Annotated in this window: 20 protein-coding genes; 16 read left to right on the forward strand and 4 right to left on the reverse strand. The window is 70.8% G+C overall.

Annotation, left to right across the window (positions count from 1 at the left end):
- Positions 1–4: 4 nt before the first annotated feature.
- Positions 5–166 carry a hypothetical protein gene (locus AB3M81_RS01120; protein ID WP_412902068.1) on the reverse strand — a complete coding sequence of 54 codons (162 nt, stop codon included), beginning with the start codon at positions 164–166 and terminating at the stop codon, positions 5–7.
- A 47-nt stretch (positions 167–213) separates the two neighbouring features.
- Here AB3M81_RS01120 and AB3M81_RS01125 point away from each other — a divergent pair, with 47 nt between their 5' ends.
- The 10 genes from AB3M81_RS01125 (at position 214) to AB3M81_RS01170 (ending at position 8152) form a co-directional block, all read left to right on the forward strand.
- A complete protein-coding gene (locus AB3M81_RS01125; RefSeq protein WP_412902069.1) occupies positions 214–1254 on the forward strand; it encodes a zinc-dependent metalloprotease in 1041 nt (346 codons plus the stop codon).
- A gap of 3 nt (positions 1255–1257) precedes the next feature.
- Positions 1258–2211 (forward strand): tRNA lysidine(34) synthetase TilS, encoded by a 954-nt coding sequence (gene tilS, locus AB3M81_RS01130; RefSeq protein WP_412902070.1) that lies wholly within the window; start codon positions 1258–1260, stop codon positions 2209–2211.
- A 72-nt stretch (positions 2212–2283) separates the two neighbouring features.
- Entirely contained in the window at positions 2284–2838 is a 555-nt protein-coding gene (gene hpt, locus AB3M81_RS01135; protein WP_412902071.1) for a hypoxanthine phosphoribosyltransferase, read from the forward strand.
- 39 nt (positions 2839–2877) lie between these two features.
- Entirely contained in the window at positions 2878–4881 is a 2004-nt protein-coding gene (ftsH, locus tag AB3M81_RS01140) for an ATP-dependent zinc metalloprotease FtsH (protein WP_412902072.1), read from the forward strand.
- A gap of 9 nt (positions 4882–4890) precedes the next feature.
- Positions 4891–5454 (forward strand): GTP cyclohydrolase I FolE, encoded by a 564-nt coding sequence (gene folE / locus AB3M81_RS01145; RefSeq protein WP_412902073.1) that lies wholly within the window; start codon positions 4891–4893, stop codon positions 5452–5454.
- 61 nt (positions 5455–5515) lie between these two features.
- Entirely contained in the window at positions 5516–6319 is an 804-nt protein-coding gene (folP, locus tag AB3M81_RS01150; RefSeq protein ID WP_489671965.1) for a dihydropteroate synthase, read from the forward strand.
- On the forward strand, positions 6312–6719 hold the full coding sequence (locus AB3M81_RS01155) for a nuclear transport factor 2 family protein (RefSeq protein ID WP_412902075.1): 408 nt from the start codon (positions 6312–6314) through the stop codon (positions 6717–6719). Before folP ends, AB3M81_RS01155 begins: the two co-directional genes overlap by 8 nt.
- Positions 6716–7093, forward strand: a complete 378-nt coding sequence (gene folB, locus AB3M81_RS01160) for a dihydroneopterin aldolase (protein WP_412902076.1) — start codon at positions 6716–6718, stop codon at positions 7091–7093. The genes AB3M81_RS01155 and folB overlap by 4 nt, the downstream gene beginning before the upstream one ends.
- The gene (folK, locus tag AB3M81_RS01165; RefSeq protein WP_412902077.1) at positions 7090–7653 is read left to right on the forward strand and encodes a 2-amino-4-hydroxy-6-hydroxymethyldihydropteridine diphosphokinase; all 564 of its coding nucleotides are present in this window, start codon (positions 7090–7092) and stop codon (positions 7651–7653) included. Before folB ends, folK begins: the two co-directional genes overlap by 4 nt.
- 7 nt (positions 7654–7660) lie before the next feature.
- The gene (locus AB3M81_RS01170; RefSeq protein WP_412902078.1) at positions 7661–8152 is read left to right on the forward strand and encodes a DUF3180 domain-containing protein; all 492 of its coding nucleotides are present in this window, start codon (positions 7661–7663) and stop codon (positions 8150–8152) included.
- Positions 8153–8325: 173 nt separating this feature from the next.
- On the opposite strand, the gene AB3M81_RS01175 is transcribed toward AB3M81_RS01170, so the two are convergent.
- The gene (locus AB3M81_RS01175) at positions 8326–9180 is read right to left on the reverse strand and encodes a hypothetical protein (protein WP_412902079.1); all 855 of its coding nucleotides are present in this window, start codon (positions 9178–9180) and stop codon (positions 8326–8328) included.
- A 192-nt stretch (positions 9181–9372) separates the two neighbouring features.
- Between AB3M81_RS01175 and AB3M81_RS01180 the strand changes: the two genes are divergently transcribed.
- The 3 genes from AB3M81_RS01180 to AB3M81_RS01190 all read left to right on the forward strand — a co-directional run bounded on the left by AB3M81_RS01180 (position 9373) and on the right by AB3M81_RS01190 (position 10870).
- Positions 9373–9636: a hypothetical protein gene (locus AB3M81_RS01180; RefSeq protein WP_412902080.1), complete on the forward strand. Its 264-nt coding sequence runs from the start codon at positions 9373–9375 to the stop codon at positions 9634–9636.
- Positions 9637–10043: 407 nt separating this feature from the next.
- On the forward strand, positions 10044–10742 hold the full coding sequence (locus tag AB3M81_RS01185; protein WP_412902081.1) for a rolling circle replication-associated protein: 699 nt from the start codon (positions 10044–10046) through the stop codon (positions 10740–10742).
- On the forward strand, positions 10739–10870 hold the full coding sequence (locus tag AB3M81_RS01190) for a hypothetical protein (protein ID WP_412902082.1): 132 nt from the start codon (positions 10739–10741) through the stop codon (positions 10868–10870). The genes AB3M81_RS01185 and AB3M81_RS01190 overlap by 4 nt, the downstream gene beginning before the upstream one ends.
- 151 nt (positions 10871–11021) lie before the next feature.
- On the opposite strand, the gene AB3M81_RS01195 is transcribed toward AB3M81_RS01190, so the two are convergent.
- On the reverse strand, positions 11022–12425 hold the full coding sequence (locus tag AB3M81_RS01195) for a recombinase family protein (RefSeq protein WP_412902083.1): 1404 nt from the start codon (positions 12423–12425) through the stop codon (positions 11022–11024).
- On the opposite strand from AB3M81_RS01195, the gene AB3M81_RS01200 reads away from it, so the two are divergent.
- Complete coding sequence (locus AB3M81_RS01200) at positions 12417–12728, forward strand: hypothetical protein (protein ID WP_412902084.1); 312 nt, start codon at positions 12417–12419, stop codon at positions 12726–12728. The genes AB3M81_RS01195 and AB3M81_RS01200 overlap by 9 nt on opposite strands.
- Here AB3M81_RS01200 and AB3M81_RS01205 read toward each other — a convergent pair whose 3' ends face one another.
- Positions 12729–14444, reverse strand: a complete 1716-nt coding sequence (locus AB3M81_RS01205) for a glycosyltransferase (RefSeq protein ID WP_412902085.1) — start codon at positions 14442–14444, stop codon at positions 12729–12731.
- A 56-nt stretch (positions 14445–14500) separates the two neighbouring features.
- Here AB3M81_RS01205 and AB3M81_RS01210 point away from each other — a divergent pair, with 56 nt between their 5' ends.
- Together AB3M81_RS01210 and AB3M81_RS01215 are read left to right on the forward strand one after the other, a co-directional pair.
- Positions 14501–16732 (forward strand): CDP-glycerol glycerophosphotransferase family protein, encoded by a 2232-nt coding sequence (locus AB3M81_RS01210; protein ID WP_412902086.1) that lies wholly within the window; start codon positions 14501–14503, stop codon positions 16730–16732.
- The gene (locus tag AB3M81_RS01215) at positions 16729–18495 is read left to right on the forward strand and encodes a glycosyltransferase (RefSeq protein WP_412902087.1); all 1767 of its coding nucleotides are present in this window, start codon (positions 16729–16731) and stop codon (positions 18493–18495) included. Before AB3M81_RS01210 ends, AB3M81_RS01215 begins: the two co-directional genes overlap by 4 nt.
- Positions 18496–18537: the final 42 nt, after the last annotated feature.

Genomic DNA, 18537 nt, shown 5'->3' on the forward strand with positions numbered 1-18537 from the left:
GGCCTCAGTCCTGCCCGTCGCCCGCCTCCTCGTCATCCACGCCGAACAGCGTGGCGACGAGCAGGCCCAGGCTGGGTCCGAGCGCGACCCAGAGCACCTCTCCGGTGACCGCGAACAGCACGGTGCCCGCAACGGTGCCGAGTGCGATTCCCAGCCCCGGACTCATGCGTCCAGCGTATCGGCGACGAGGGCCCGGGCCGTAGGTTGGACGCCATGATCGACTGGAACGTCGCGCGGTCCACGGCTCGGCGACTCATGCGGCCCGGTCCGGACCTGAGCGCGGCCGAGGTCGAGGAGGTCGTGGCCGAGCTGCGCGAGGCGTCCCGGATCGCCGAGACCCCCGTGCGCGAGTTCACCGGCCTCACGCCGGCGTACCCCACGCCCGTCCTCGTGGTCGACCGGCCGCGCTGGGCGGATGCCAACCTCGCCTCGTTCGAGCTGCTGTTGAAGCCGCTCGACGCGCGGCTCGAGGCCGAGGGCAAGCTGCCGACGGGCCTGCCGCGCGCCGTCGGCCGTCGCGTCACCGGCGCCGAGTTCGGCGCGATCGTGGCGTTCCTCGGCGGCAAGGTCCTGGGCCAGTTCGACCCGTTCGCCGAGGGCGAGGCGGGCCCGGGCCGGCTGCTCCTCGTCGCGCCCAACGTCGTCCACGTCGAGCGCGAGCTGGACGTCGATCCCACCGACTTCCGCCGCTGGGTGTGCCTGCACGAGGAGACGCACCGCGCGCAGTTCACGGCGGTGCCGTGGATGCGCGACCACATGCTCGCCAAGGTCGACGAGATGATGGACGCGACCGACATCGGCGGCGGCGCGGTCACCGAGATGATCACCGACGCGCTGCCCGAGCTGGTCCGCATCGTGCGCGGCGAGTCCGAGAAGTCGCTGTCGGACCTGTTCCAGAACGAGCAGCAGCGCGCCGTCGTCGACCAGATCACCGGCACGATGTCGCTGCTCGAGGGCCACGCGGACGTCGTCATGGACGACATCGGACCCGAGATCGTGCCGAGCGTCGCCGAGATCCGCCGCAAGTTCACGAAGCGCCGCGGCTCGGGCTCCACGATGCAGAAGATCGCCCGCCGGCTGCTCGGGTACGAGGCCAAGATGCGCCAGTACAGCGACGGCGCGAAGTTCGTCCGCACCGTCACCGAGCGTGTCGGCCAGGACGGCTTCGACGCCGTGTGGGCCGCGCCCGAGAACCTGCCGACGCGCGCCGAGATCGCCGACCCGCAGGCCTGGGTCGCCCGCGTCCACGGCTGAGCCGTGGCGCGACTCGACCCGCTCGTCGCGAGGGCGCGCCGCCTCGTCGAGCCGCATCTCGGACCCGGCAGCGTCGTAGCCGTGTCCGGCGGAGCGGACTCGCTGGCGCTCGCCGCCGTCGTCGCCTTCTTCGTGACCCGCCGCGGGGCCGACGCCCGCGCCGTCGTGGTCGACCACGGTCTCCAGGACGGCTCGGCCGAGGTCGCCGCGCGCGCCGCCGAGCAGTGCGCGTCGCTCGGGCTGCCCGCCACGGTCCGCCGCGTCGAGGTCGAGGACCTCGGCACGGGGCCCGAGGACGCCGCCCGGACCGCGCGGTACCGGGCGCTGCGCGAGGAGGCCGGCGACGGCCACGTCCTGCTCGCGCACACGCTCGACGACCAGGCCGAGACGGTGCTGCTCGGGCTGGGCCGCGGCTCCGGGTCCCGCGCGATCCAGGGGATGCGGCCCGCGAACGGACCGCTGCGCCGTCCCTTCCTCACCCTGCGGCGCGCCGAGACCGAGCGGATCTGCGCGCTCCACGGCCTCGACTGGTGGCAGGACCCGCACAACGACGACCCCGCGTACCGCCGGGTGCGGGTCCGCCGCGAGCTGCTGCCGCTCATGGAGGACGTGCTCGGCGGGGGAGTGGCCGAGGCGCTCGCTCGCACCGCCGACCTCGTCCGGGCCGACGCGGACGCCGTCGACGTGCTCGCCCTGCGCGCGACCCCCGCGTCCGGCCGGGTCGAGGACGTCCGGGCCCTCGCCGGCCTCGCCGACCCGGTCAGGCTGCGCGTGTGGCGGCGGCTCGCGATCGACGCCGGCGCCGCGGCGGGTGAGCTCTCCCACGCGCACACGCTCGCCCTCGACGGCCTGCTGGCGGCCCGCGGCGGCACCCGCGTCGAGCTGCCCGGCGGCGTCAGCGCCGTCCGCGACGGCGCGACAATCCGCTTCGAGCCCACGCCGTCCCCCCGCGGGTGAGGCCGCGTCACGTGCGCACCGGAGTTCTCCGCCGCCTCACGCGCACCTTCGCCTCTGTGGCAGGCTGACTCCGTGGACATCGCGCACGTGGAAGCCGACCTCGACCTGACCAAGACGCTCTTCACGCAGGAGCAGATCCAGACCCGGCTGGCCGAGATGGCTCGCCAGATCGAGGCCGACTACGAGGGCCGCGACGTCCTCCTGGTGGGCGTCCTCAAGGGCGCGGTCATGGTGATGGCGGACCTCTCGCGCGAGCTCAACCGCCACGTCGAGATCGACTGGATGGCCGTCAGCTCCTACGCCGGCACCAAGTCCTCGGGCGTCGTGCGGATCCTCAAGGACCTCGACACGGACCTCGACGGCCGCCACGTGCTGATCGTCGAGGACATCATCGACACCGGCCTGACGCTGTCGTGGCTCGTCGCGAACCTCAAGTCGCGCGGGCCCGCCTCGGTCGAGATCGCCACGCTGCTGCGCAAGCCCGAGGCGGTCGAGATGCCCGTCGACGTCAAGTACGTCGGCTTCGACATCCCCAACGCGTTCGTCGTGGGCTACGGTCTGGACTTCGACGAGAAGTACCGCAACTTGCGCAGCATCGGCACACTGGCTGAGCACATGTACTCCTGACCTCCCCGGACGGAATCCCCCCTGCATGAACGAGAGCGCATGAACATCAGAGGCTTGTTCAAGGGACCGTGGCTGTGGATCATCCTGATCGCGGCCGTGGTCATCGGCGTGCTGTCCTTCTCCTCGTCGGCCGACGGCTACCGCGAGGTCAAGACGGCCACGATGGTCGACTACCTCAACGACGAGAAGGTCAAGGAGATCACCTTCGTCGACGGGGACCAGGAGATCCGCGCCACCCTCAAGGACGACGACAAGCAGGTCAAGGCCACGTGGCTGGGGGACCAGGGCAACGAGCTCGTGACGAAGGCGCAGGAGCTGCGCGACGCCGACAAGCTCGAGACCTACAACGTCAAGATGCCGCCGAAGAACACGTTCCTGTCGGTGATGCTGAGCTTCCTGCCGTTCGTCATCTTCATCCTGATCTTCCTGTGGCTCATGAACTCGATGCAGGGCGGCGGCGGACGGGTCATGCAGTTCGCCAAGTCCAAGGCGAAGCTCATGACCAAGGACACGCCGCAGACCACGTTCGCCGACGTCGCCGGCTGTGACGAGGCGATCGAGGAGCTCGGCGAGATCAAGGAGTTCCTGCAGGAGCCGGCCAAGTTCCAGGCCGTCGGCGCCAAGATCCCCAAGGGCGTCCTGCTGTACGGCCCCCCGGGCACCGGCAAGACGCTGCTCGCGCGGGCCGTCGCCGGCGAGGCGGGCGTCCCCTTCTACTCGATCTCGGGCTCGGACTTCGTGGAGATGTTCGTCGGCGTCGGCGCCAGCCGCGTCCGCGACCTGTTCGAGCAGGCCAAGGAGAACGCCCCCGCGATCGTCTTCATCGACGAGATCGACGCCGTCGGCCGTCACCGCGGCACCGGCATGGGCGGCGGCCACGACGAGCGCGAGCAGACCCTCAACCAGCTGCTCGTCGAGATGGACGGCTTCGACGTGCGCGGCGGCGTCATCCTGATCGCCGCGACCAACCGTCCCGATGTGCTCGACCCGGCGCTGCTGCGTCCCGGCCGCTTCGACCGCCAGATCGCCGTCGAGGCGCCCGACCTCGCGGGCCGCACCCAGATCCTCAAGGTCCACGCCCGCGGCAAGCCGATCGCGCCCGGCGTCGACCTCGAGGCCGTCGCCCGCCGCACGCCCGGCTTCAGCGGCGCCGACTTGGCCAACGTGCTCAACGAGGCCGCGCTGCTCACGGCCCGCAGCGACGCCACCACGATCGACGACGCCGCGCTCGACGAGGCGATCGACCGCGTGATCTCGGGTCCGCAGAAGCGCACGCGACTCATGAACGAGCACGAGCGGCTCGTGACCGCGTACCACGAGGGCGGCCACGCCCTGGTCGCCGCGGCGCTGCCGCAGAGCGACCCCGTGCACAAGATCACGATCCTGCCGCGCGGTCGCGCGCTGGGCTACACGATGGTGCTGCCCGACGAGGACAAGTACAGCCAGACGCGCGCCGAGCTGCTCGACAAGCTCGCGTACATGCTCGGCGGCCGCGCCGCCGAGGAGCTGGTGTTCCACAACCCGACCACCGGCGCCGGCAACGACATCGAGAAGGCCACCAACCTGGCCCGCGCGATGGTGACCCAGTACGGCATGAGCGAGCGCATCGGCGCCGTCCGCTTCGGCGAGGACAACAGCCAGCCGTTCCTCGGTCGCGACATCGGCCACTCCCGGAACTACTCCGAGGAGGTCGCCGCGACGATCGACGACGAGATCTCCGACCTCATCAAGCAGGCCCACCAGGAGGCGTTCGACATCCTCGTGGAGAACCGCGACGTGCTCGACCAGCTCGTGCTGGAGCTGATGGAGAAGGAGACCCTCGACAAGGCCCAGGTCGCCCGCATCTTCGAGCCGCTGCGCCGCCGCGAGGTCCGTCCCGCGTGGACCGGCTCGGAGCTGCGCCGCCCGTCCGCGCAGCCGCCCGTCGTCGTGCCGCCGCGCAACGGCACGGGCCCGCAGGAGGGCATCGTCGTGGGACCCGACTCCGGCTCCGACGCCCCGCCCGCCGACCAGCCCCAGCCGGGCGAGTCCCCGAACCTCTGAGGAGCGACGTTGTCCGTCGACGTACCCCGTGCCGAGGCTGCCGTCCGCGAGCTGCTGCTGGCGATCGGCGAGGATCCCGACCGTGACGGCCTGAAGTCCACGCCGTCGCGCGTCGCGCGCTCGTACGCCGAGATCCTCGGCGGCTACGACCAGAGCGCCGAGGAGGTGCTCTCGGCCGTCTTCGAGGTCGGCCACCGCGAGCTCGTCCTCGTGCGGGGCATCGAGCTGTGGAGCCTGTGCGAGCACCACATGGTGCCGTTCTTCGGCGTCGCCCACGTCGGCTACATCCCCGGCGAGTCCGGGCACGTCACGGGCCTGTCGAAGCTCGCGCGGCTCGTCGACGTGTTCTCACGGCGCCTGCAGGTCCAGGAGCGCCTGACCACGCAGATCGCCGAGGCGATGGTCGAGGTCCTCGAGCCGCAGGGCGTCATCGTCGTCATCGAGGCCGAGCACCTGTGCATGACGATGCGCGGCGTCGCCAAGGGCGGCACGCGCACCATCACGAGCGCCGTGCGGGGCCAGCTGCTCGATCCCGCGACGCGCGCCGAGGCGATGAACCTGATCCACCGGTGACGGCGGGCCGACCGTGCTGACGCTGCCGATCGCGGGCCTTCCGCGGGACCGGTGCGTCGTGATGGGCGTCGTCAACGTCACGCCCGACTCCTTCTCCGACGGCGGCCGCTGGTTCGACCCGGGCGCCGCGGTCGAGCACGGCCTCGAGCTCGTGCGCCAGGGCGCCGACCTGGTCGACGTGGGCGGCGAGTCCACGCGCCCGGGCGCGCTCCCGGTGGACCGCGACGAGGAGCTGCGGCGGGTCGTGCCCGTCGTGCGACGGCTCGCCGAGGCCGGCGTCGTCGTCTCGGTCGACACGATGTGGGCCGAGACCGCCGAGGCCTCCCTCGAGGCGGGCGCGGCGATCGTGAACGACGTCTCCGGCGGCCGGGCCGATCCTCGCATGGTGCCGCTCGTCGCCGCCGCCGGCGTGCCGTTCGTCGTCATGCACTGGCGCGCGCACAGCCCGAGCATGCAGCAGCACACCGAGTACGCCGACGTGCTCGAGGACGTGCTGGCGGAGCTCGGCGAGCAGCTGCGCACCGTGGTCGACGGCGGCGTGGCGCCCGAGCGGATCGTCGTGGACCCGGGCCTGGGCTTCAGCAAGACCGGCGAGCAGAACTGGACGCTGCTGGCGCACCTGGACCGCTTCGCCGCGCTCGGCCACCCGCTGCTGGTCGCCGCGTCGCGCAAGGGCTTCCTCGGGGCGCTGCTGGCCGACGAGGTCGGCCCGCGCCCCGTCGGCGAGCGCGACGACGCCACGGCCGCCATCAGCACGGTCTCGGCCATGGCCGGCGCGTGGGGCGTGCGCGTGCACGAGCCCCGGCGCAGCGCCGACGCGGTCCGCGTCGTCGCGCGCCTGCGGGCGGAGGCGTCCGATGGCTGACGTCCTCACCGCCCACCGCAGCTTCTACGACGCGATCGAGACCGGCGACGTCGACCTCATGGCGGCGCTCTGGGTCGACGACGAGGGCACGGTGTGCGTGCACCCCGGCGCCGAGCCGCTGTACGGGACGGGCCGCATCCTGCGCTCGTGGACCGTGCTGATGGCCGGCGTGGGCTACATCCAGTTCTTCCTGACCGACGTCGAGGTCACGCTGCTGCCGCCCGAGGACCCCACCACGGCGGTCGTCGTGTGCACCGAGAACATCCTGTCCGACGCCGGCTCGGTCGAGACGTTCAGCGGGGAACGCGCGGTCTGCACGAGCATCCTCGTCAAGCAGGGGACCGGCTGGCGATTCTGGGCGCGGCACGCCTCGCCCCTGATGGGAGAGCAGGACGCATGAGCGAACAGCACGCGGGCGACCGGATCGAGCTGCGCGGCCTGTCGGCCGTCGGGTACCACGGTGTCTTCGACCACGAGCGGACCAACGGGCAGACCTTCGTGGTCGACATCGTGCTCTCCGTCGACCTGCAACCGTCGGCAGAATCGGGCGACCTGACCCGGACCGTCCACTACGGCGAGCTGGCCGAGCAGGTCCACGCGATCATCACCGGGGACCCCGTCGATCTGATCGAGACGCTGGCCCTCCGTATAGTGAGCGTGTGTCTGGGCCACGAGCCCGTCCGCTGGGCCAGCGTGACGGTGCACAAGCCCGAGGCGCCGATCGAGGTGGCGTTCACCGATGTCACCGTGACGATGGAGCGGAGCAAGAAGTGACCGAAGCACCCACGCCGTACGAGCTCGACGCCGACACGATGACCGGTGGCATGCGCCCCATCCGCCAGGCGGTCCTGTCGATCGGGTCGAACCTCGGCGATCGTGCCGCGCGCCTGCAGGGGGCCGTCTCGGCTCTCGAGGACACCCCCGAGGTGACCGTGGTGGCGATCTCGTCCGTGTACGAGACCGACCCCGTCGGCGCCCCCGAGGGATCGGGTCCCTTCCTCAACGCCGTCGTGCTGATCGACACCACGCTGACCGTCCACACGCTGCTGGACCGCGCGCTGGCGATCGAGGACGCCTTCGGCCGCGAGCGCAGCGAGCCGGGCGCCCCGCGCACGCTCGACGTCGACATCATCGTCGTCGGCGACCGCATCGCGAACGACGACAGCCTCACGCTGCCGCACCCGCGCGCCCACGAGCGCGGCTTCGTGCTCGTGCCGTGGCTCGAGATCGACCCCGAGGGCGAGATCCCCGGCCACGGCTTCGTCGCGGACCTCATCTCGGGTGTCGACACGTCCGGTGTGACGAAGCGCGAGGACGTCGAGATCATCTTGTGACCCGCCGATGAGGAAGGTCCGGCGCAGCTCGCCGCTCTACGTCACGGGCATCGTGGCGTCGGGGCTGGTCGTCGGACGCCTCCTGCCGCCGCTGACGGTGCGGCTCGACGGCACGTCACCGCCGGTTCCCGGCTGGGCTGCCACGATCGTGCTGCTGTGCGGTGCGATCGCGGTCGGCGCGCTCGCCTGGAGCACGTGGCGCGACCTGCACCGGCGCAAGCTGCGCGTCGTCGCCGACCGCGCGATCCGGATGCTGGCCCTGGCGAAGGCCGCCGTGCTGGTCGGCGGCGTGTTCGCCGGCGGCTACGCCGGCTACGCGCTGGCCTACCTGGGCTCGTCCACCGAGCTGGGCGAGATGCGGTTCTGGCGCTCGGCCGCGGCTGCGGGGGCCGCGCTGCTGCTGCTCGTGGCCGCGCTCTTCCTCGAATGGGCGTGCCGGCTGCCGCTGGACGACGACGAGGAGAAGCCCACCGCGGACGCCGATCCGTCCCCGGCCTGACGACCGGAACGTGCCTCGTCCACAGGCGCTTGTGCTTCTCGTGACGGCTGTCGGTCGGGGCTGGCATCGTCCTCCCCACGTCGTCATGATGGGGGAGTGATCGGGTTGACCGACGTCAACAAGCCCTAATCACCCCTCGCGATCACTTGCTCCCGCTCGTCGTGGCGAACATTTCACGCGCTGTTGTAAGAGCGCGTGGGGTCGAGAAGAGAAGCGATCAGGGCGCCGACCACATGGATCATGAGCCAAGCGTCCGCCCGCGTCGCATCGGAGGTGTGGTGACCATCCCCCCGTTCGCTGCGGTTGGCCGATGCCCAGTCCATCATTTTGAGGATGCCGTCGGTCAATTTTTCGTCGTGGCCGGCCAGCAGCCCGTTCTTGCGCGCGTCCTTGATCAGTGGTCCCAACGCGTTGCCGTTGCACCCGAGCGTCACGAGGACAGATTGGAGAGCTGTACCCGCGTCGGTAATTGCGTCCGCAGGGTCCTGGGCGATCTCCTTGAGCGCTTTGATGTATGCGCGGTTCGCGCCCTCGTGCTTTGCGCCAACGAGGAGACCAAGGGCCGGCAGAACTACGTTCGTGTGCAACTCATCAGATGCCAGGGGAACGATCGAATCATCGACCAGGCGGAATGGCACGCGAAAGTCCTCGAGAACCGTGTTGATCTGGTCCCTGATCGGATCCACCCAGGCGCGCAACTCGGGAGATTGGGTGAGGAACTGGAAGAAGGCGCCGATCAGGTCAAGCGCATACTCGGTGCTCTCAGTGGTGACAAGATTCTTGGGCTCCACCGATCGCAACTGGTAACCCGCGCCTAGCCTCATTATTCGTGCAATGCCCTCCGCCCACCGATCGGTATGCACATACGCGGTGTAGCCCCCGGGGGATCCCGATTCGATGACGGTCTCCCATAGGGCCGCAATCTTCACGCGAGCGCGGCCAGGCAAGTTATCGACCCAGACGGTGCCTTCGATTGCCTCGAGCTCGTCCCGCTTCCGCCGGCGTTCGAACTCCGAATACAAGACCATGCGAGGACCGTACTGAAGGCGAGCCCCGGGCGGAAGGCAGCGGCCCTTCCCCACGCAGAGGCTCCGGTCGCCGCGCTTGCGCGGCGATTGGAGGAGCGTGCGCCGCTGCCGCTCGGGGACGACGTCGACGCGTCGCCGTGATGGTGCCAACTACTGCCAAGACTCCCTGCAGGATCGCATATCGTCTCCAGCATGGTGAAAGCGAAGGGCCGGCAGGCGAACCTTCCCGGCCCGACGGATGAGGAAATCGCGCGGATCAACGCGGTGCTGAGGCGCATTGGTGGAAGGAACGTGTCCTGGGGCGCAAGTTCCGCACTCGACGTTTGGCTGGCTGAGGCGCGACTCGAGGCTGAACGGTTAGCGAATCGGCGGATGCTCATCGCTACCTGGGTCCTCGCGGCGGCGACGGTGGCGCTCGTTGTAGCGACCGTGGGGCTCATTTACGTGGGCGCCTGACGGACCTTGGTGACTACTGCGCGTATCGCGCTCGATGTCCACTAGTCGACGCAACCGAACGCGCAAAGCGAGCGCGAAGCGCTCGCCTTGACTTGAGAAAGCAACGAAACTCGAAACCGCTTGAAGGGCTAATGACGGCGGTGTAGTTTCGTCTCCAAGTTCATCAATCCGTGCGCAACGGCAATGCAGAGGCAACCAATAAGACGCGCGGGGCGGTGGCTCACCTGTAGGTGTGGATCGAGTAGGTCGCGGGTGCGATTCCCGGCAGACCGGCCTTGAGCGCTCGATCGGGGCAGGGCTTCCTAGCCATGCCCCGAAAGGCCCCCGTCATGATTGCCCCCAGGGCGTCAGACCGCTCTGCTGACGCCTCCTTCTCTTCACTTCTTGTCCCTGATGCCGGTTGGCGCATGTCTCTGTATGAGTCGGCGCGCGAGGCGGTGTGTCAGTTCCAGCCGTCGCTGCGGCGTGCCCGGTCATGGGTTCCTGCTGGTTGTGCTGCTGACCCGGATCGTGCTCGTGCTGAGGCCGCGCGTCGTGCTGCGACGAAGTCGCGCCGGTACTGCGCGGCCAACGGGCTGGACCGGCTGTGGACCCTGACCTATCGCGGTGCGGGGTGTCACGACACCGAGCAGCTGCGCGAGGATGTGGGCCGGTTCTTCCGGGCCCTGCGTGCCGAACTTGGGGGCAAGCCGTTCCCGTATCTGTGGGTGCCCGAGTGGCACAAGGATCACGGTCTGCATGTGCACTTCGGGATGGGCGCGTTCGTCCATCGGTCAAAGGTGCGGTCGGCGTGGCCGCACGGGTTTGAGCACTCGAAGCGGCTGACCGTGCCGCATGGCGGCGATGAGTTCGCTGCTCGGCGCCAGGCGGCGCGCTACCTGTCGAAGTACGTCGCCAAGACCTTCGCTTCAGACCATGACTTCGGGCGACATCGCTATGAGGTCGCGCAGGGCTTCCAGCCGGTGCCGACGCTGCTGAGCGGATCGAACGAATGGGAACTGCTGGAGGCCGCCTCGGACTTGATGGGCCGGGCTCCGCTGTCGTCGTGGTCCTCCGACGACGAGCCGGATTGGCAGGCGACGCCGACGAGGACGTTCCTGTGGTGAGCGGCGACGAGTTCGAGGCGTGGCTGCGCGAGTCGTGCGCGCGCCAGGGCGTGCCGCTGCGCGTGGTCGATGAGGAGGCGCTGGATTCTGTCCGGGCCTTGCTCAACGCCGACCTGGGGCGCGGCTGATTGGTCGCGGGCGCGTCGGGCCGTGGTGTCGTGACTCGGGTTCCGAGTCGGTAGATCAGGCAGCGGTCGCGACGTGCGGCGGGCGACCCGCAAGCGCGGAGCGCGAGGACGCGCGGCGCACGGCGGGGCGCTGCCGCTCTCCGCGTCGGGCTCAGGCGCGCCAGATGGGTTCGACTCGTCGCGGGTCGAACCGTGACCCGCCCTTCTTGCCCGCTTCGTGGATGGTCACGTGCTCGAGGACGGCGCGGATGATCGCGTTCTGTCGCTGGATGGTCATGTCCGGGTCGTTCCACAGGTCTGCCAGCGATTCGGCGTCGCCGATCAGGGAGCGCAGCGCGGGCTGGGTGGTCAAGGTGGCGAGTCGCCGGGTGGTGGCCTCGATCTGGTCGGCGATCTGGGCGTTGCCGCGGGCGAGCTGATGCCGTTCGATCTGGCCTTGGATGAACATGTCGGTCAGGTCGTCCTGCCTGCGTCGCAGGTCGGTTAGGACGGCTTCGAGTTCGCGGGCCTCGGCCTCTTCGGCGCTGGTGTCGGTGACGTCGGTGAGCAGTTGTGGGGTGTCCAGCCGGGTCAGGACGGCTCGGGCGATGAGGTCCTCCACGAGATGAGCCCGGATCGACATGCCGCCGCATCCGGGCGTGTCCGGGGCTGGGTTGCAGCGGTAGATGCTGCCGCCCTTGGGAAGTGACTGGGAGACCATCATGTGTCCGCACCGGCCACAGCGCAGCAGCCCGGTCAGCAGGTGCGTTCGGTTCGCGCGGGGACGGACAATCCGGTCACGGTTCCGGCGAGCGATGATCTGCTCATGTTGGTGCCGCGTGATGATCGCAGGCCACACGCCCTCACCGATGATCTCGCCGTGACGCTGCACGAGTGCGGCATATCGAGGGCTGGCAAGCATCTTGGTCAACGTCCCGAGCCGCCACGCTGCGCCCGTCGTCGTGTGGATTCCCTCGTCCTCGAAGGTGCGCAGGATCGACACCACTGGCTCACCGGCGATGTATCGCTCGGCGGCGCGGCGGAACGCTGCCGCCTCGACCTCCACCAGTTCCAGTCCGTCGCTGGTGTAACCGAATGCCCGGCGGCCTCCGGCATGGGGGAGCCCCTTGGCGGCGCGCTCGTCGTTCTTGCGCTTGATCCTGCGCGATGCGGCATCGGACTGGTGCGCGGCGGCTGCGGCGAAGATGCGAGCCGTCAGGAGGTTGTCGCCCTGAGCGAAGTCGAGGTCACCCGAGCACGTGGCGAAGTGCTGCACCTTCGCGGCTTGGAATCGCTCGGCGAAGTCCTCGAACTCACGCGGTCGCCTCGTCAGCCGGTCTTGGTTGTAGAGGATGATCGCGTTGAACTCGCCCGCGTCCATCCGGGCCAGCATTTGCCGATAGCCCGGTCGCTCCTTGCCGCTATAGGCTGAAACGTCGTTGTCCTCGAACTCCGCGACGACCCGCCAGCCACGGTTCCGGGCGAGGGCGCGGCAGTCCTCCAACTGACGTCCCACACCCAACCCATCGCCGTCCTTGTCCACCGAAAGACGGGTGTAGATCGCAGCATGAACCATGAGAGTGTTTTAGCATCTTTGACCGAGCCGCAGGTGTGGACGCTCATCGGGGTGTTCGCCGCGACCGTCTTCGGGGTGCTGGGCGTGGTGTCCAGCACCTTCACGCGCGTGCTCAGGGCCGAGATCGGCGGGTTGCGTGGCGAGATCGTCGCGAAGTTCGAGCGCGTGGACGCACAGTTCGAGCGCGTGGACGCACAGTTCGAGCGGGTGGACGCGCAGTTCGCCCGTCTCGACACGCGGATCGACCACCTCGACCGTGACGTGCAGGCGCTCACGCGCAAGGTCGTCGACCGGCCCGAGTGATCAGCGGCGCCGCAGGCGGTGCCACCAGCGGCGCGGTCGCGGCACGTCCTCCTGCCACGTGGCGTTCTGCCAGGTCACCAGCAGGCGCTCCTTCGCCCCCGCCGGCGCAGGGACGGCGTCGACGAGGAAGGCCATGCCGTCGCGCCGCACCGACGCGGTGAGGTCGGTGGGCGCCTCGTCACCGGGCTGCCAGGCCTGCCAGCGCACGTCCACGCGATCGAGGTCGCCCCGACCGTCCACCCACACGACGGCCGACCGGCCGTGGACGTCCGCCACCACGTCGCCCACGTGCACCCGCTCCGGCTTGCGCGCGAGCGCCTCGCGGGCCACCTGCGCCCACGCGTCGAGGAACGCCTCGTGGCCGTGCGCGATGGCGCCCGCGCGGGCCAACGGCCGCATCGACTCGAGCCGGTCGCGGTCGGCCAGCAGCGCGAGCGTCTCGCGCGCCAGCGCCGCGGCGTCCCCGGCCGGCACCAGGACACCGTCCACCCCCGAGTCGATCTGCTCGGCGGGGCCGTACGGCACGTCGAACGCCAGGACGGGGCACTCGCGCATGCGGGCCTCGAGGATGAACAGGCCGTAGCCCTCGAAGCGGCTCGTCAGCCACGCGAGGTCGGCGGACCACAGCTGCTCGGCCGCGTCCGTGACGTGCCCGTGGAATACGACGCGGTCGGTCACGCCGAGCTCGGCCGCCTGGGCGCGCAGCCGGTCCTCGGAGTCGCCGTCGCCGTAGATCTCGAGCGTCGCCGTCGCGTGCTCGGCGGCCACGAGCGCGAACGCCTCGATCGCCTTGTCGAGCTGCTTCTGCGGGTGCAGGCGCGCGATCACGACGATCCGTCCGGGCACGCGCGTGGGGACCGGCTCGGGCACCGGCACGGCCTCGACGGGGTTCGCCACGACCTGGAACTGCGGCAGGTCGCCGAACCGCAGCCGCAGGTCGCGCCGCTGCCGCTCGGTCAGCGTGTTGAGCGCGTCGAAGCGGTCGAGGTGCTCGAGGGACGACGCGTAGGACGGCTCGATCGGCGAGTCCCAGCGCCGCGCACCGCGCAGGTGCGGGTTGTGCATCTGGTGCATGAGGACCAACCGGTCGTCGTCGAGCAGGCCCAGCTCCTCGGCCACGAAGCGACTGTCGCTCACCAGGAACACGGGACCGTCCGCGGGGACGAGCAGCCGCGTCCACCAGCGCCACAGGTCGCCGAGTCCCTGACCTGCCATGACGACCCGGCCGTCGCGGTCGAGAACGCGCGTGTCGCCGTCCATGACGTCCGGCGGCGTGAAGGCGTACGTCGTGCCGTCGGGGCGCAGGTACTCCCACGCCGTCTCGGTGCCCGTGCGGTCCACGTGCCGGCGGCGCCACGTGTGGTCACCGTCCACGTCGTCGACGGTCGCCGCCGCGGCCGGCACGGGATGGGCCGGGACCTCGGGCAGGCCGGACAGGTCGCGCTCGCGCAGGTCCTCGTGCAGGTTCAGCAGCCGGCTCTCGGGCAGGAGCAGTCCGTCCGCCAGCAGTCCGGCGCGGATCGGGTCGTACGAGGGGACCGGGTTGTAGGTGACAATCGGGAAGTCCAGGCCGGCAGCGAGGAAGAGCCGGTGGCGCAGCAGCACCATGCGGGTCTGGCCGCCCGCGCCGAGCCGGACGTTGCCGACGACCGAGAGCCACGTGCCGGCGGGGAAGCGCGTGGCCGGCTCGCCCCCAACAGCAGCAGATGGCGACACGCGGTGAGCGTATAGCATCGACGCCGTCCGGGATGTTCGGCGAAGAAGCAGGTGACATGGGCAGGCTGAGGTCGCTCGCGCGGCGTGTGCGGGACCTCGCGACGGGTCCGGCGACGCCGACCGACGAGTTCGTGCGCGCCTTCGCGCCGCTCGTGCGCAAGCTGCCCAAGGACGTCGACGGCTCGGTCGAGGCGCGGCTCGTCGAGGAGCTGCCCGCGATGCTCGACGGGGTCGATCGTGCGGCGCTCGTGCGGCGGCTGCCCTCGTGGGCCAAGGTCGCGCTGCACCACCTCGAGCGAGGTGACCTCGACGCTCTCCACGCCGCGATCAACCGGCTCCTGCTGGACGTGCGCCACCACGCCGCCGGCCTGCACGACGGCGAGCCGGTCGTGCACCTGCCCGGCTGGGCCGACTCGTTGATCCCGCGCGAGGCGTTCGTCCTGGCCGACTCCGAGACCCGGTTCGCCGGCGAGGTGGTCCGCTCGCGCGTCGTGGACGACCGCTTCGAGGCCGTGATCCGCGCCGGGTTCGCGCACATCGACGCCGACGGTGCCGTGCCCGACCTGACGGTGCTGACGCCGGGCGTCTCGGCCGCGTGGACCGGCGAGACGTCGGGCCACCGCGGCGGACCCGCCCAGTGGCGCGAGACGTTCGACCGCAGCACGTGGGCCGTCGCGGTCCCGCTCGCGAAGCTCGGCCCCGAGCAGGCCCTCGAGCTCGAGGTCGAGGTCGCCCTGGCCGGGCGCACGGCCACCGGCCGCATCGAGCTCGTCGCCGCCGCGGACCCGATCGGCCCGGCCGTCGACGCGATCTCGCTCGAGCGCGGGACGGTCGTCGTGCAGGGCCGGGGCCTGGCGGAGGCGCCCACGCTCGAGTCCTCCTCCGTCGTGCTCGAGGCGACCGAGTTCGCCCGGCTCGGCTCCAGCTTCCGCGCGGCGTTCCCCGCGACGGCCGAGCGCTGGGGGCGCGGTCCTCACCCCCTGCCGATCGGCGACTACGTCGTCACCGCGGACGGGCTGCCCGTGCCGCTCGCGGCCGAGCTGGTCGACTGGCCCACCGACCTCGAGGACGGGCCGCTCGTCGGCCACACGACGGACACCGGGCTGCGGCTGATCAAGCCGCGTCGCGCGGACGAGAACACGATGTACGGCCAGCGCGACCTGCGCGAGGCGTATGCGGCGCTGGACACCTCCGTCGACCCGCGGTCGGCGATGTTCCAGTGCTACTGGGCCGAGGTCGCCACCGACAGCCAGGCCGCGATCCACCGCGAGCTGCACCGACGCGACCCGCACATGCGCCTGCACTGGGGCACCGTCGACCACTCCGTGCCGCTGCCCGAGGGCGCGAAGCGCGTCATCGCCGGCAGCCGCGAGTGGTACGCCGCCCTGGCGCAGTCGCGCTTCCTCGTGAAGAACACCGAGGTCGGCGCGTACACGCGGCTGCGGCCGGGACAGGTCTACCTCCAGACGTTCCACGGCCAGCCGTTCAAGCGCATGGGCCGGCCCGACTTCGCGCGCCGGATGGCGCCGTGGCGCGCCGAGTTCGAGGCGACCGAGCGCCGCTCCGCGTTCTGGAGCGTGATCTGCCTGCCGTACCCCGAGGCGGCGGAGTTCTACCGCGACGCCTACGACTGGCAGGGCCCCGCGTTCGACCAGGGCCTGCCGCGCACCGACGGGCTGCTCGCCGGCGACGCGGACGAGGTCCGCCGCCGCACGCGCGAGCTGCTGGGCGTGCGCGAGGACCAGACCGTCGTGCTCCACGCGACGACGTGGCGCGAGGACCTCTCGCGGGGCGACAACACGTCCGCCGACCCTGCGCTGCTCGACGTCCGCGAGCTGGCGCGCCAGCTGGGCGACGACGTCGTGGTGCTGCAGCGCAGCCACCACTCCGTCGCGCGGTCGGACCTGCGCCACGGCAGCGGGGGAGGCGTGATCGACGTGACCGACCACCCCGAGATCAACGACCTCGTGCTCGCGTCCGACGTCGCGATCCTCGACTACTCGTCGCTGCGGTTCGACTACGCGATCACGGGCAAGCCGATGATCTTCTTCGTGCCCGACCTCGCCCGCTACGAGCAGGAGCTGCGCGGCTTCCTGTTCCGCTTCGAGGAGTCGGCGCCCGGGCCGATCGTCACGGACGCGGCCGAGCTGCCGGATCTCGTGCGGGACCTGTCGTGGGCCGGCGAGCGTGCCGAGGAGTACATGGCGTTCAACGAGCGGTTCAACCGCTTCCACGACGGTCGCGCCGCCGAGCGCGTCGTGGACGGGCTGCTCGGGTGGGACGCGTGAGGCTGTTCCGGAAGGCGGCTCCCGAGCCGAAGCTGAGCGTCATCGTGCCCGTGTACAACGTCGAGGAGTACCTCGACGAGTGCCTCGGCTCGATCCTCAACCTCGGCGTACCCGTGGCGATCGAGATCATCGTGGTCGACGACGGGTCCACGGACCGCAGCGCACGGATCGCGCGGAAGTGGGCGCGCCGCGACCCTCGGGTCACGGTGGTGTCACGTCCCAACGGCGGTCTCAGTGCGGCCCGGATGACCGGCATCGAGCACGCGACGGCGCCGTACCTGACGTTCGTGGACTCCGATGACCTGCTCCACGCCGACGGGCTCGGTGCGGCGGTCGACTCGCTCGAGACCACCGGTTCGGACTACGCGCTGCTGCCGTACGCGCAGTTCCGCGACCCGGCTCACCCGAGCCCGACTCCGCCGTGGGTGGCCGAGCTGTACGGCGAGGAGGGACGCACGGTCGTGGCGCACGAGCACCCCGAGGTGCTGGCGCAGGCCACGGCCTGGTCGAAGGTCTACCGGCGCTCGTTCTGGGATCGGGCAGGTCTGGCGTTCCGGGAAGGAGTCCTCTACGAGGATCAGGAGGTCACGGCGCGCGCCTTCGCCGCTGCCGACCGGATCGACCTCGTCCCGACCCCGATGTACCGGTGGCGGGTGCGGCCCGGGTCGATCACGCGTGAAGCCACCGAGAGGTCGATCGGCGCGTTCTTCGACGCGATCTCGTTGAGCCTCGAGGCGCTCGATGGCGTTCCGGGCGCGCGTGCCGTCCGGGCCTCGCAGGTCCTCTCCAACGACACCCCGCGCTACCTGCGCACGCTCGCGAAGATCGACGACGCGGGCTACCGCGAGCGGCTGTTCCGCGGTGCCCTCGACCTGCTCGCCGAGCCCGACCTCGACCTGTCCCAGGTCCCGGCCGAGGCCCGCGTGGTCTACGCGCTGTTGCGTGCCGGACGCCGGGCCGACGTGCTCGCGTTCGTGGAGCAGGGCGGCTTCGACCTGCCGTCGTTGCGATCGGACGAGGTCGACGGAGAGCCTGCGCTGGTGTTCCCGTTCGCGGGTGACCCGGACGTCCCGGACGAAGCGCGCGTCCTGTCCGAGCGGCAGACCCCGTTGGACGGCACCGTCCTGCGCGCGCGGCTCGATGAGTCCGGACTGCGGCTCACAGTGGCGGCCTGGCTGCGGCACGTCGACGCCGTGCCGACGGTGCGGGCGTGGCTGCGCGACATCACCGGCTGGGAGCGCGAGTTCGCCGTGACGCCCGCTGACGAGTTCATCGGCCACCGGGTCCGCACCACGCGGCGCAGCAACGAGGACAGCGTGTGGGAGCTCTCGCTGGACCTGCCCGACCCGAACGACGTCGACATCTCCGAGCTCGTGATCGAGGTGACCTGCGGGGGACGGACACAGCTGGCCGTCGTCGAGCGCATCGACCCGCTCGGCTCGGCGGCCGTCCGCCAGCAGGCGGGCGACCTCGTGCTGACAGGTGAGGAGCCGTGGCGGCTCGACGTCCGCGACGAGCTGGTGCTCTGGGAGGGCGACCTGAAGGACCCCGAGCAGGTCGAGATCCCGACCGAGCTCGGCGAGCACGAGGTGCCCGGTCTCGTCGACCAGTCGCTCGCGCTGCGGCTGCCGTGGGACTTCGAGCTCGAGGACCGCCAGGGCTACCTCGCGCTGGCCGGCCCGCGCCGGCTCAAGGTCGTCGTGCAGCCGAAGGTCCCACGTGAGCAGCTCACCGTCTGGTGGCGCCGCGACCACGGCGCCTGACCCCCCAGCGCGGTCCCTCGACGACTTTTGGAACGCGCTCCA

It is taken from the genome of Aeromicrobium jepli, from assembly GCF_047246605.1.
Lineage (GTDB): Bacteria > Actinomycetota > Actinomycetes > Propionibacteriales > Nocardioidaceae > Aeromicrobium.

Excerpts from the sequence above, each read along its gene's own strand:
- AB3M81_RS01120 (WP_412902068.1), bottom strand. The coding sequence starts at position 166 with ATGAGTCCGGGGCTGGGAATCGCACTCGGCACCGTTGCGGGCACCGTG.
- AB3M81_RS01125 (WP_412902069.1), top strand. The coding sequence starts at position 214 with ATGATCGACTGGAACGTCGCGCGGTCCACGGCTCGGCGACTCATGCGG.
- ftsH (WP_412902072.1), top strand. The coding sequence starts at position 2,878 with ATGAACATCAGAGGCTTGTTCAAGGGACCGTGGCTGTGGATCATCCTG.
- folP (WP_489671965.1), top strand. The coding sequence starts at position 5,516 with ATGGGCGTCGTCAACGTCACGCCCGACTCCTTCTCCGACGGCGGCCGC.
- AB3M81_RS01155 (WP_412902075.1), top strand. The coding sequence starts at position 6,312 with ATGGCTGACGTCCTCACCGCCCACCGCAGCTTCTACGACGCGATCGAG.
- folB (WP_412902076.1), top strand. The coding sequence starts at position 6,716 with ATGAGCGAACAGCACGCGGGCGACCGGATCGAGCTGCGCGGCCTGTCG.
- AB3M81_RS01170 (WP_412902078.1), top strand. The coding sequence starts at position 7,661 with ATGAGGAAGGTCCGGCGCAGCTCGCCGCTCTACGTCACGGGCATCGTG.
- AB3M81_RS01175 (WP_412902079.1), bottom strand. The coding sequence starts at position 9,180 with ATGGTCTTGTATTCGGAGTTCGAACGCCGGCGGAAGCGGGACGAGCTC.
- AB3M81_RS01180 (WP_412902080.1), top strand. The coding sequence starts at position 9,373 with ATGGTGAAAGCGAAGGGCCGGCAGGCGAACCTTCCCGGCCCGACGGAT.
- AB3M81_RS01185 (WP_412902081.1), top strand. The coding sequence starts at position 10,044 with ATGTCTCTGTATGAGTCGGCGCGCGAGGCGGTGTGTCAGTTCCAGCCG.
- AB3M81_RS01200 (WP_412902084.1), top strand. The coding sequence starts at position 12,417 with ATGAACCATGAGAGTGTTTTAGCATCTTTGACCGAGCCGCAGGTGTGG.
- AB3M81_RS01195 (WP_412902083.1), bottom strand. The coding sequence starts at position 12,425 with ATGGTTCATGCTGCGATCTACACCCGTCTTTCGGTGGACAAGGACGGC.
- AB3M81_RS01210 (WP_412902086.1), top strand. The coding sequence starts at position 14,501 with ATGGGCAGGCTGAGGTCGCTCGCGCGGCGTGTGCGGGACCTCGCGACG.